This window comes from Pedobacter petrophilus (assembly GCF_009674725.1).
In the GTDB taxonomy this organism is placed as follows: domain Bacteria; phylum Bacteroidota; class Bacteroidia; order Sphingobacteriales; family Sphingobacteriaceae; genus Pedobacter; species Pedobacter petrophilus.
Map to the genome: position 1 here is coordinate 293,391 of NZ_WKKH01000001.1, position 12,898 is coordinate 306,288.

At 37.3% G+C, this 12,898-nt stretch carries 10 protein-coding genes; all 10 read right to left on the bottom strand.

Annotated elements, in window-relative coordinates:
• Positions 1-13: 13 nt before the first annotated feature.
• Positions 14-1,081: a PA0069 family radical SAM protein gene (locus GJU39_RS01160; protein WP_154278846.1), complete on the bottom strand. Its 1,068-nt coding sequence runs from the start codon at positions 1,079-1,081 to the stop codon at positions 14-16.
• 55 nt (positions 1,082-1,136) lie between these two features.
• Positions 1,137-2,384 carry a carboxypeptidase-like regulatory domain-containing protein gene (locus GJU39_RS01165; RefSeq protein WP_154278847.1) on the bottom strand — a complete coding sequence of 416 codons (1,248 nt, stop codon included), beginning with the start codon at positions 2,382-2,384 and terminating at the stop codon, positions 1,137-1,139.
• 60 nt (positions 2,385-2,444) lie between these two features.
• Positions 2,445-3,680, bottom strand: coding sequence for a carboxypeptidase-like regulatory domain-containing protein (locus tag GJU39_RS01170; RefSeq protein WP_154278848.1), 1,236 nt, complete (start codon positions 3,678-3,680; stop codon positions 2,445-2,447).
• A 51-nt stretch (positions 3,681-3,731) separates the two neighbouring features.
• Positions 3,732-5,384, bottom strand: coding sequence for a DNA repair protein RecN (recN, locus tag GJU39_RS01175; protein WP_154278849.1), 1,653 nt, complete (start codon positions 5,382-5,384; stop codon positions 3,732-3,734).
• Positions 5,385-5,485: 101 nt separating this feature from the next.
• Positions 5,486-7,420, bottom strand: coding sequence for a M56 family metallopeptidase (locus GJU39_RS01180; protein ID WP_154278850.1), 1,935 nt, complete (start codon positions 7,418-7,420; stop codon positions 5,486-5,488).
• A 122-nt stretch (positions 7,421-7,542) separates the two neighbouring features.
• Entirely contained in the window at positions 7,543-7,914 is a 372-nt protein-coding gene (locus tag GJU39_RS01185; protein WP_154278851.1) for a BlaI/MecI/CopY family transcriptional regulator, read from the bottom strand.
• Between the two features lie 249 nt (positions 7,915-8,163).
• Complete coding sequence (gene porD / locus GJU39_RS01190) at positions 8,164-9,054, bottom strand: type IX secretion system protein PorD (protein ID WP_449305167.1); 891 nt, start codon at positions 9,052-9,054, stop codon at positions 8,164-8,166.
• Entirely contained in the window at positions 9,051-10,247 is a 1,197-nt protein-coding gene (gene coaBC / locus GJU39_RS01195) for a bifunctional phosphopantothenoylcysteine decarboxylase/phosphopantothenate--cysteine ligase CoaBC (protein ID WP_154278853.1), read from the bottom strand. The genes porD and coaBC overlap by 4 nt, the downstream gene beginning before the upstream one ends.
• Positions 10,248-10,323: 76 nt before the next feature.
• Positions 10,324-10,650 (bottom strand): DNA-directed RNA polymerase subunit omega, encoded by a 327-nt coding sequence (locus GJU39_RS01200; protein ID WP_154278854.1) that lies wholly within the window; start codon positions 10,648-10,650, stop codon positions 10,324-10,326.
• Positions 10,651-10,657: 7 nt separating this feature from the next.
• Positions 10,658-11,602, bottom strand: coding sequence for an outer membrane protein assembly factor BamD (locus tag GJU39_RS01205; RefSeq protein ID WP_154278855.1), 945 nt, complete (start codon positions 11,600-11,602; stop codon positions 10,658-10,660).
• Positions 11,603-12,898: the final 1,296 nt, after the last annotated feature.

A 12,898-nucleotide genomic window follows, 5' to 3' on the forward strand; every position in this document is an offset into this window, starting at 1 on the left:
CCGGCAAATAAATCTAAAACAAAGACATCTGATCGCCAGGCACTTTAAATAAGGAATGATCTAAAATAATCTCAGTAGTATTTAAGCCATTTAACCTGGAATGGAGCTTGAAACTATCTCTAATCATTTTTGCAATATTTCCATCACCACGCATTCGGTCTCCGAACCGGCTATCATTTACATTTCCACTATGGCAGCTTTGGATCATATGCCATACCTTGTCAAATCGATCCGGAAAATTTTTACGCAGCCAGTCTTCAAATATTTGTGCAATTGCACCATTCAACCTGACTACTGTGTACCCTGCTTTTACTGCGCCAGCTGCCGCAACAGATTTGAGAATTTTCGGAATTTCATGATCACTCAGTCCGGGAATCAATGGTGCAACCATCACGCCTGTGGGGATTCCAGCTTTACTTAACTGTTCTACTATTTTCAATCGTTGTTTTGCAGTAGTTGTTCTGGGTTCCATCACCTGCCGTAAATCTTCATTCAAACTGTTAATAGATACATATACCATACATAGATTCAGTTTCGCCATTTCTTGCAGAATATCCTGGTCCCTTAAGATCAAAGAATTTTTGGTGATCATTCCGATAGGCTGCCTGTATTCCAGGGCAATTTCCAGCAGTTGCCTGGTTAATTTAAACTTGCGTTCTGCAGGTTGATAGCAATCTGTATTTCCAGATAGCGAAATAGTGGAAGCATCCCATCCTTTCTTTTCTAAAAACTTTTTAAAAAGGGCAGGAGCGTCTTGCTTTACAATAATTTTTTGCTCAAATGCTAAGCCAGCGCTATAACCCCAATACTGATGCGAATTTCTAGCGTAACAATAGGTACAGCCGTGTTCACAGCCCTGATAGGGGTTGAGTGAATAAGCCATTCCAACATCGGGACTGGTAACCTTGTTCACAATGGTTTTCGAGTTTTCAAAAATAAACGATGTTTTCCGATCGGTTTCTTCCCAATCATCAATGCCCTCATCATGCTCTTTCACATACACATCTTTTAAAAACTTATTATGCGGATTTACCTGAGCACCTCTTCCCTTGAAATATTGATTTTTTTCATTACCTGCCATGAAATAAAATTACTAAAAAAATTAGCAATTTGCTTTGATGTGGAAAGAATGTTAATTATTTAGAAATGCTGTTTTTAGGGAGCGGAATATAATCCATCGGCACCATATCCGCAACCTTCTCATATGCCCAATACCCTTCAAAAAGTAAGGATCTTGAATCATAAATACCACCATTTTCGTAAAATCGTACACCTTCACTCATTAAGTTGGCAACAGAAATCTCATTCTCTGGTACATCCAGCGGTCTGAAAATCCAGAATCCTGTGTTCGAATAAGCGAGCGATTCTTTCTCTTTAGTATATTGAACTAAGAGCGCGTCGGTGTAGCTGATGTATTTCAAATTCTGGTTGAAATCATGAACCAGCGTATCCGTTAGCACCTCTGCTCTTGAAAATTTATCGATGGTACGGGGCATTTCCTTCTGTTTTGTCCAAAAAGAAAGTAAAGCCGTATCAATTTTTCCTGCCGTTTTCCTCACCCCGGTTTTTTCTGGTAACGTTTTCAGTTTCTCCAGGTTAGCATTGATCAGGTATTCCGGGTAGCGATTTGGATTTGGTATTTTAATCATTTTATTGATGATGAAACCTTCCTCTTTCGTTTTGTTGGCATACAAAGACCTGAAGAAATGTTGCGAAGAACCATAGTAAGCAATCTCCCTAGCAGCGACATATTTTTTCTTTTTAGCTGTAGAGGCTTTCAACTCTTCAAAGAAAGGGTGACCTGAATAATAAATGATATGTGTACGGGAATTGAACTCGAAATGATCGAGCATATATTTTAGCCGATAGCCTAAGGCCTTATTTTCAACCACCAGGAACTCAGTTGTTGAAACTGTTAATGTACTTTTAGTGATGTCAAAATCAACATTTAATACCTGGGGATTAAGGATTTTGCACTGCAACGCATTTGGCGTTTTGCCAATAAAAAACTCTTTAAACTGATTAATATACTTCTGCCTGTTTGGATCTGCCCGAACAGTCACCTCATCTAGCTGCGCTACATTTTCTTTCAATACTAAATCTACCTGAACCGATTGATCGGCAATAATCACACTTTTAGAGTAGGGGAGGTAACCCACAATTTGAACCAGTAAATCATAACTGCCAGGCTTTAAATTAGAAAGTTTAAACTTTCCATCATTATCGGCCACTGTAGCGATTTTGTAGCCACTCAAATAAATACTTGCGCCGGGTAAGCCATCTTTTTTGTCTCTCACTATTCCGCTAATGGAAAACGTATTCTGAGCGATAGCGTTGGTAAAAGTGAAGAGAAATATTAAGGAAGCCAGCAGACTTTTGATCATAACAGCGAATGTAAACAAAAGCAATAATATTGTAAATGCCAGCCAACTATTTTAACATTTTTAAGGACTACTTTTTGTTGAAACCGGGATATAATCCATGGGTACGCTATCGGCAATCTTTTCCCAGGCCCAATATCCTGCAAATAACATACTTCTGCTATTATAAATACCTCCATTTTCATAAAAATATACCGGGCTAATCTGCAAAGTAACTGTAGAAACCTGGTTCTCGCCCATATCAAGCGGTCTTGGTATTGATAAGCCAATACTGTTACTGAACATTGGATTTTCCTTTTCTTTGGTATAAGAAATGAATAATTTATCAGAAAAATTTATTTTTTTAATACTGGTGTTCACGGTCTTAACCAATGTATCCTGCAAAATATTTGCCCGGCTTAAAATTGCTATCTCAGCAGGTTGTTTTTTCTTCCTCAGCCAGTAGGTTAGTGAATCATCATGACCAACATAAATTGTTTTTTCTTCATTCAACTTCTTTTTAGTCAGGCGATTTATATTGGCCTTAATGAGACTATCAGGTGGCCTGTTAGCATTTGGCTGCATAACCATTTTATTAATGATAAATCCTTCTTCAGTTGCCTTCTTACGATAAAGTGACTTAAAAAAATGTTGTGGAGAACCGAGATAGGCAGATAAGCGTTTCTTTTCCCAATTCTTTTTCTGTCTTGCAGAACCATTTAAATCTTCAAAGTATGGGAAACCTTCGTAGTAAATGATGCGTGATTTACCCTCAAACTGGAAGAGATTCAACAGGTATTTTATGTTGTAACCCAAGGCTTTGTTCTCGATAATCAGGAACTGATTGGTTTTGACGGTTAGCACAGATTCATCTTTATCATAATCAACCATTAACACATTTGGGTTAAGCAATCTGCACTGCTTTGAATTTGGAGTTGTGCCAATAAAGAAATCTTTGAACATGTTAATATAATGTTCCCGGTTCGGATCTGGCTTGATGGTTACTTCAGCCAATTGCGTAACACTTTCCGTTAAAGTGAGATTAATATTGATGGATTTATCGGCGATAACTACATTTTTATTCAGCGGAGTAAAGCCAATTAACTGTATCAGCAGGTCGTAATTGCCTGGATTTAATCTTAAGTTGAACTTACCATCGTTATCTGAAACCGTTGCAATCTGATAACCGCTTACATAAATCCCGGCTCCCGGGAGTGCTTCCCCCCGGCCGTCTTTAATTGTTCCTGATAAAGTAAACTGTTGACTAAAACAGGTCAGCGAGATTAAAATAAAGAACAAATTTAGACAGGTCAATTTCATGTTTTAAAACTAATCTTTTAGTTTTAAAATAACAAATCTATCATGGTAGATTTATCTAAGTAACTCCTTTGCGTTATCCAGCGCCGAAACTCCCGGATTTTTGCCGCTCAACATTTCTGCAATTACGCCAACTCTCTCTTCTTGTTTAAGTTTTCGGATGCCAGTTGTTGTTTTGCCTTTTTCGTCATTTTTATAAACGAAATAATGAGAATTTCCTTTTGCAGCGATTTGAGGCAAATGCGTGATGGAAATTACCTGCATATTTTCGCCTAAATCTGCAATTACGCCACCAACCTTCAAGGCAGTTTCTCCGGAAATCCCGGTATCAATTTCATCAAAAATAATAGTTGGGAGTGAGGTATGTTTTGCCAGGAGCGCTTTTATTGCCAACATCAGGCGGGAAAGTTCGCCTCCGGATGCGACTTTATTTACCGGCGCCGGCGCCTGGCCAGCATTGGCGGTAAACAATAAACTGATTTCATCCATACCATCTTTATTCAATTCTCCTAAAGATTTTTGATCTAAAACCAATTTTGCATTGGGCATGCCAACTCTTTTAAGTGTAGCACTTGTTTGATCTTCTACAACTTTTATCGCTTTTTTCCTGTTGTTGCTCAATTGGCCAGCTTGCTTTTGCAAATCTTTTTTCAGCTGTTCTATCAGCTTTTGAAGTTTTTCGATATTTTCATCAGAAGATAGCAGTTGATTAAGATTTCGCTCCAGCTGAGATTGAATTTCTGATAATTCGTTGTTATTAGCAACGCGGTGTTTTTGCTGAAGTGAATAAAATAAATCTAATCTTTGATTTATGATATCCAACCGATCAGCGCTATGCAAAGTACTTTCTTCCATAGCGGAAAGTTCATCTGAAATGTCTTTGATTTCAATAATCGAAGACCTTAAGCGTTCATATAAAGTATTAATCAAAGGGTCAAATTTTTCAATCCCCTGCAATTGTAGTGAGGTTTCTTTTAGAATTTGCAGTGCAGAAGGTTCACTTTCGTTCAACAATCCTGCAGAGGTGAGTAAGGCTCTTTTAATTGTTTCTGCATGGGTAAGGCGTTCTAATTCCTGCTCCAGGTCTTCCTGTTCGTTATCTTTTATATTTGCTTGTTCTAATTCGTTAAATAAGAATTGTTCGTAATCTTGTTTACTTCTGGCCTCATTAGCATCGTCAATAAGTTTTTTCAGGCCATTGCTGTCTTGCTTCAGTTTCTTAAAGCCGCTGCGGTAATCTGACAATAAGTTATGGTGATTAGAAAGAGAATCGACAATCAGTAACTGAAAGTCCGCATCGTTAATTTCCTGAGTGGCATGTTGCGAATGGATATCAATGAGCCTTTCCCCGATTTGTTTTAAAATAGAAAGGTTTACCGGCGTATCGTTGATGAATGAGCGTGTTTTTCCATCAATTGAGATCTCCCGGCGAAGAATGGTTTCATTAGAGAAATCAAGATCGTAAGATTCGAAGATTTCCCGAAGATTTTCATCTGCAAGAATAAAATTCCCTTCTATAACACATTTTTTATCCTGACTAAAAAAGTATTTACTTTCGGCCCGCTGGCCTAAAATAAGCGAAAGTGCTCCAAGAATGATAGATTTTCCTGCACCAGTCTCCCCCGTGATAATGTTTAAGCCTTTGTCAAATTCAATGTCAAGACTATCGATTAATGCGTAATTACGAATAGAAAGTTTTTGTAGCATAACTAAAGCGAAAATACTAAAAAGTTATTTCAAGCAAGCGCCTCAAAACAAAAACAGCGAAGAATATTCTTCGCTGTTTTAACTATGGTTTGTTTGGTTGATTAATTTTCGCCTTTTCCTTCCTTTTCTATTTTGTTTTTCAGTTCTTTTACTTCTTTGTCAAACTGTTCTTTTAGCTTTTTGTATTCTGCAGATTCTTTTACCTTATTCGGTGTTTGATTATTGCGATAAAAAACATCTGGCCCGTTAGGAGTGCCAAATTCATAGCGATAGCTTTTAGATAAAGAATCGATATTCATTCTGGATTTTGAGGACATCTTTTTGCCATTGATAATAATTATATTTTCATTAGCCGCTTCCAGTTTTGCCTTAAATTCAGGGCTATTAAACTTTGCAGCCATTTCTTCACCCATTTTTTTCCACTTTTCCTGTGCCTCAGGCGATCCGTATTCTTTAGCGGCATCTTCACCAAACTTCTTCCATTTTGCTTGTGCTTCTGGAGAGCTATATTCTTTAGCTACATCTTCACCAAACTTCTTCCATTTTGCTTGTGCTTCTGGAGAGTTATATTCTTTAGCTACATCTTCACCAAACTTTTTCCATTTTGCCTGTGCTTGCGGAGAGCTATATTCTTTGGCAACATCATCGCCAAATTTTTTCCATTTTGCCTGTGCTTGCGGAGAGCTATACTCTTTGGCAACATCTTCCCCAAATTTCTTCCATTTGGCTTTAGCTTCCGGCGAATTAAATTCTTTCTGCATTTTAGCCTTTAAAGTGGAATCTCCGAAGGTAAATGAACTATCATTATTAAATAGCAGAACATTCCTAAATCCTGAAAACTCGTCTGAGTAAATGCTTTTTTTAAGGCTATCTGGCATTTCATTTACAGAGTTATATTCTGTTTTCTTGCCATTTGCATCAATAGTAACAATCTTCGTTTTACGTTTTTTAGTGGTATCCTGAGGAGCAGTTAAGTTTTCAAAAGCATTATTAATGCTTGCCATTTGAGTGGTCAACACTTTTTTAATTTCTTTTTTCTTTTCGCTGGGGTTAATCCAGGCGATAGATAACATGCAGGTAACGCCTAAGGTTAAGGCTGCCATTTGCTGCTTGGCGTTTAAATAGTTTGTCTTCATATTAGTGATTCTTTTAATACGTTGGTATAAGTTCTGCGTTTTACCAGTGGCTGCCAGTGCATATGCTGGGCTATTGTTGTCTTTTATCAATTCAAGTTTAAGTAAAGCATGCGCATATTTTAACGGTTTTCCTGTTGTTTTCAACACCAGGTCATCACAGGCATGCTCCCTTTCGATATGAATAAATCTTCCAGCCATCCAAACGAAAGGATTAAAAAACAGAAGCGTTTCGATAGCGGTCTTGATTAGATTGAGCAGAAAATCATGTCTTCTGATGTGAGATAACTCATGAATTAATATGGCTTCAACCTGGTCGCTATCCAACTCATTAACCAAAGCAAGCGGAAATAATACAACCGGTTTAAGATATCCGATAACCAAAGGAACATTTACCAAAGAAGACAAATTAAATCTGACTGCTTTCGTAATCCCGAGTTTAGCAATGATATCTTCGAAAATCAATTTCCAATCTCCCGGAATGGCGCTTAAGTTTTCATTTTTTAGTTTTGAAAGCTGGTGATATCCTTTTGCAATTATAAATAGTTGAAGCAAGATGCCTAAAACATAAGCCACCACAATTAATGGGAAGTACCGTTCAGCTTTGCTGCTAAAAGTTTCTGGCAGGTTATTAAAATACTGACTTAACTGCACCTGTTGCGCGGTACTTATGGGTTGATGAACAGGTTTGGTTAATACCAGCTGCTCTCCTAAATTATAGCAAAAAATGAAAAACATTAATACTATTGAAGCAAAAGCAAGGTTATGCCTGTGCCTTGCAGCCAGTTTAGGCAGAATTAGCATCACTAGAAATAAAATGCCGTATATGATAGCGCTTTGCCAAAGTGAATTTAAAATGCTCCAGCCAAATGCCTTGATAAATTGTTGTACTAAAGTTTCCATTTATGCTTTATTTAAACAAATATTATTACTTAGATGATTAACAGTGTTTTTTCCTGATAGGATTAATAGCGGCTATTTTCTAAAAACGATCAACGAAAAACGTCACTCGATCAATGAAAGGCTTACTGCAAACTATCCAGGTACTTTTTAATTTCATCAATCTCATCAGCACTTGCTTTATGATTTCCAAGCGCCTGCATAACCAACCGTGCCGCTGAACCATTAAAAACACTATCAATCATTTTATTAACCAGGTGTTTTTCTGTTTTATCCTGATTTACAATTGCTTTATAGATGTGCGTCTTTTGATTGGTATCCCTTTCCACCATTCCTTTTTCGTGTAAAATTTGCATCAATTTTAAAGTAGTGGTATAACCAGAATCTTTTTTGTTCAATGCCTCATGAACTTCTCTTACCGTTGCATTCCCCTTTTGCCAAAGCACCTGAAGGATTTCCATTTCACCTTCTGTTGGTTTGATATTTTGATTAGCCATATGTTACAAATTGTACGAATTATTTCGTAATCAAATGTACGAAGATATTCGTAACATCAAAATGTTTTTAAATAATTATCTTAACATCCTGATAAGAGATGCATTAGGAGTTGAATGTTACTAATTAAGATAGGGTTTAATGATGAAGGTTATGACTGGTCGGAAAAGTATGTTATGAATATCCAAGAGCTATGATTTATCTTAATATTGTTTGATAGGTCCTGTAATTTAAAAGATTAGATAGGCAAGCTACTTTTTTAGCCCTTCGTACTTACCGATATTGGCCGGATCTATTTCAGCCAGCATATTATAGGCTTTAAGGCGTTCTTGTGTATTTAGTTTGGATAGCACATTAGTCACTTCTTCGGCTTTAGATGCAAAATACACATTCGGAAAAATTGAACCCAGCTTCTGTTTATCCATTTGCTGTAAGGCGGGTAGGGCATCAACAATCTGTTTCAAACCTTTATCATTATCAGTAAGTTGATCTATACCGTTCAAATGATAACTATAAATAAAGGCTCTTAATTCGCTAAAAACAGGATTTAACACATTTTCATTAAACCAGAATCGGTTTCTCAAGCCATCAGCAGCTTTCCAGCCAGCGTTACCTGATGCCTGGGCTAGATTAATGATATTTTGTGCCTTTTTGTAATAAGTTGTTCCACCCATCCTGGCGAAACTATCTTTATCCATGCCGATGATGGTATATGCATAATAGGATAGGAGTGCACTGATATTGGAAATATAGTTTTGATCTGAAAAATCAATCGTTGAACCGTCATTATAACTGAAATCGAAATTCTTGTCACTCATGTTCAGCAATGTGCTGTTGTAAGAACTATTGAACACCGGTCTGCTACTTTGAATTTGCGCCTCTGCAGTATAGCCCGATCCACCATCCCATGAATTGATAGTAATAACAAAGCTGCAATCTATTCGTTCCGTTGGCTTATAGTTTTCGGCACTAAATTTATTATTGCTTAGAAAATCACGGATTGTTCTTTGTAGTGCGTCCAGAGTGGGCTTGCTGATGTTAGAAACCTGAGGAGCCAATAAGGTAACCCTGGCATTTAATTCCTGAGCTTGTAATTTACCACAGCCTAGTAACAACAATATCCAGACGATCCTTTTCATTATTTTAAGAGTTTTAGAATAGCAGCACAAATATCCCTGGCAACATCTGCCTTAGATTTTGTTTCAAAAACCGTCCGCTCCAATGCCTTGTTAAAAATAGTAATTTTATTGGTATCTGATTTAAAACCCGCACCTTTATCATTAAGAGAATTTAACACCACTAAATCCAGATTTTTCTTTTCTAGTTTTCCTTTTGCATAGTTTTCCTCATCATTTGTTTCCAAAGCAAAACCAACTAAAATCTGATGCTCATTCTTTACACTTCCAAGAGTAGCCAAAATGTCAACCGTTTTTTCCAGTTCCAGTAAAAGGCTATTTTCCTGTTTTTTAATCTTTTGGTCGGCTACAAACTTCGGACGGTAATCAGCAACGGCTGCACACATAATAGTAATGTCTGTTTCTGAGAAAATAGCGGAACATGCATTCAGCATTTCCTGTGCACTAACTACATCTATCCGCTGCAAATGCTGGCCTTCTCTTTGAGAAGTAGGCCCTGAAATTAGTGTTACCTCTGCACCGAGTTTGACCAATTCATCCGCTAATGCAAAACCCATTTTACCCGAAGAATGGTTTCCTATGAAACGAACCGGATCAATCGCCTCATAAGTCGGTCCCGCAGTTACCATTACTTTTTTTCCAAATAATGGCATTGAACGTTTAATCGAGTTATTTAAAAAAAATATGATTTCCTCAGGTTCAGCCATTCTACCTGCACCGTGTAGGCCACTGGCTAATTCTCCATTACCAGGTTCAATAATTGTATTACTAAAACTTTCTATCTTTTCAATGTTTGCTTGTGTCGTTTTATGCTTCCACATGTCTAGATCCATTGCGGGTGCAACATAAACAGGGCATTTGGCAGAGAGGTAAACAGCTGTAAGTAGATTGTCGCAAATCCCTGTCGATAGTTTTGCAAGAGTATTGGCACTAATGGGAGCAATGAGAATTAAATCTGCCCAAAGGCCCAGCTCAACATGATTGCTCCAAACACCAGTTTCCTCTTCGAAGTACTGCGTGTAAACAGGGTTTTTAGAAAGCGTAGCAAGGGTAAGTGGCGTAATGAAATTTGCGCCATCTGAGGTAAGAATAACCTTAACATTTGCGCCAGCTTTAATTAATAACCGGACTAGAAAAGCCGATTTATAAGCAGCAATGCTGCCGCAAACGCCAAGGATTATATTTTTATTTTTAAGCATATCAGCAAGGGCATTTAAGCAGAGCGTAGAGCGTATGCATAAAACGCCTTGCTCTGAACGCCGTGCGTTGTGCTAATTACTTTTGTTCTTTAGCAGGATTTCTATAATAAATTTTCTCATTCAAAAATTCATCAATAGCAACCAAAACAGGTTTAGGCATACGTTCGTAGTGTTTGCTGATTTCGATTTGCTCGCGATTTTCGAAAATCTCTTCTAAATTATCGTTACTTGATGCGAATTCTGCCAATTTACCATGTAACTCTTCTTTAACGTTGTTCGAAATTTGATTTGCTCTTTTTGCAATAACAACTAAAGATTCATATAAGTTATCTGTAGTTTTATCTAAATCGTGTACGTTTCTGGTAACTGTAGTATTCGGTACAGCAGGTTTGTTAGTATTCATGTGTTACTTAATTTTTAATATCTGTATTGTCTGCGTTAGTTGGTTTGGTAGAAACTGTATCTTTAACTTTTTTAGTTTTGATCAGCATCTGTTTGTATTTTTCCTGATCAGCAGCATATAATGCAAGTTCTTGTTTAGTAGCAACCATTCCGGTTTCAACATCTGTTTTAACTTGTTTTGCATCTTTTGCAAATTTGCTATCAGGATGATTTTCAGTAAATTCGTTATACAAAGCAAGTGCTTCATTATAACGATCTTCCTGGCGGATGACATAACTGTTTTTAGCGTATAGATACTGAGCCCTGATCATCAGAAAATCCATTTCTTCAGCATATTTAATATCCGGGTAATCGCGTTGTGCATTTTTAAGGGCAATAACAGCAGCTCTGTAGTTATCTACGTTACTAGGTCCGGTAGTTAAATACATTTTTGCATTCTCAAAAGCCTTATCTTCCAGTTTACCCCTTAAATCAGTAATGTATTTTCCGGCGGCAGCAGCACGGTCACTTGATGGATATAAGTTAATAAATAATTGTAAAGCATCTATTGCTTTGTAAGTATTTTCCTGATCAAGAGAGAAACTAGGGGATTCTAAATAGTAGCAATAAGCGCCCATATATCTAGCCTCTTCTGCATTCTTACTCGCCGGATAAGTATCTGCGAAACTTTTAAACTGGTATCTCGCCGTAGTAAAGTCACTTAATCTATATAATGTATAAGCATAGTAATAGTTCAGGTCTTCTGCTTCCGCACGACCACGGTATTTCTGAGAAAGATCTTCAAACAGCACCAATGCCTTACTATAATCCCTTTTATTATATAGGCGAAGCGCTTCCTGGTATTTCTTAGCCACGTCGTTACTTGCCTTCAATTTTTCAAAACGACTTTTACAACCCGCAAAGCCCAGTGCGGCAATAAATACTAAAATAATTAAGTGTTTAACTTTAAACATTCTGCAAAGATAATTAATAATACGATAACATCAATAAAAACAATTCAACGCTAAGCTATGGAAAGGAAATCAGTACAGGTATATTGTTAACAATTTTTAACATAAAATGAATGTCAGATTATGCTTTTATACTAACCTGGCTTGAAGAAAGGTTTGGATGACATCATAATTATTTATTGCTCCTATATATAAGGTGTTGATTATTGCTTTGTAAATGGCTTGTTTTACAAATTTATTTGAATTTTAAAGTCAGGGGACTAGATAAAGTACTATCATCTGATAGCCGATCTCAGCAAGATGAAGGAGCAGGGGCTGGCCCTCCTATAAAATTATTATAATTGCTGCTTCATGCCTTTTTAAGCAAGTATGCCCAACGGATAGGGTGATTAACTTCGAAAAGTGCAGGTTACGTGTACCTTATAGAAAGTAAATCGATTGTCTGCGTTTAAACATTATCTCTATCACCTTAAGAGCTCGCGTAAATCCGACAGTGAAGCGATACAATACCTGCCTATGCCTTTATATTCACCAGCTAACTTTAATGTTTTTAATAAAGCCTTATTATACGTCCTTTCCATTTCAAGGGTGACAGTGCCATTAGGCTGCTTCGGATCTTAATATGATTAAGGAACGCTTGCTCCCTTAAATGCATACCCGCTACTAACCTTCTAACCCCTTTCTAACCCCTAACCTTTTCAACCAACCCCTCAAAACCCCCTTCTTTCCAAAAGGTTTTACCTTTTTTAAATTTTTCCCCGATGATTTCCAGCTGCTTACGGTTTTGGCTTTATTTTATCGGGTTATTGATTTGTGGCGGTGGTAATTTTTGCTACCTTTGCATCCCGCTTCGGAGGAAACGGATGGGCTGAAAAGCAGGTTAATGATGTTGTGAGGGGAATAAAGGGAGCAGGAATTATTTTAAATAAAACCTGCAGATGTGAGAAAAATCATTACCTTTGCCACCCGCTCCGGAAGGAATGGATTGCTGACTGAGAGGTTGGCAGGATTGAAAGGCAAAACAGGGATACGGGTTTAAAAAATAAAATTTATTTTATTTGGAATTTGGTAAAAGATTCCTACCTTTGCACTCCCAACGGAAACGAAGGGGAAATAAAAAAATCGGAACGGCGGATGTCGGGAAGAAGATAAAACAAGATTGAAACGGTATAAACGAAAGGAGAGACGATTAAGACTTTCTGAAACTGAATACTGAAGATATATAAAAAGGGTTGCCGTGAGGTTTAGACCTGATAAGTTCTTAAAAGAGATGTCAATGTAGCGAAAGCGGGTTTAATG

Coding starts and splice junctions, on each gene's coding strand:
- recN (WP_154278849.1), bottom strand. CDS start 5,384: ATGCTACAAAAACTTTCTATTCGTAATTACGCATTAATCGATAGTCTT.
- coaBC (WP_154278853.1), bottom strand. CDS start 10,247: ATGCTTAAAAATAAAAATATAATCCTTGGCGTTTGCGGCAGCATTGCT.
- GJU39_RS01180 (WP_154278850.1), bottom strand. CDS start 7,420: ATGGAAACTTTAGTACAACAATTTATCAAGGCATTTGGCTGGAGCATT.
- GJU39_RS01170 (WP_154278848.1), bottom strand. CDS start 3,680: ATGAAATTGACCTGTCTAAATTTGTTCTTTATTTTAATCTCGCTGACC.
- GJU39_RS01160 (WP_154278846.1), bottom strand. CDS start 1,081: ATGGCAGGTAATGAAAAAAATCAATATTTCAAGGGAAGAGGTGCTCAG.
- GJU39_RS01165 (WP_154278847.1), bottom strand. CDS start 2,384: ATGATCAAAAGTCTGCTGGCTTCCTTAATATTTCTCTTCACTTTTACC.
- GJU39_RS01205 (WP_154278855.1), bottom strand. CDS start 11,602: ATGTTTAAAGTTAAACACTTAATTATTTTAGTATTTATTGCCGCACTG.
- GJU39_RS01200 (WP_154278854.1), bottom strand. CDS start 10,650: ATGAATACTAACAAACCTGCTGTACCGAATACTACAGTTACCAGAAAC.
- GJU39_RS01185 (WP_154278851.1), bottom strand. CDS start 7,914: ATGGCTAATCAAAATATCAAACCAACAGAAGGTGAAATGGAAATCCTT.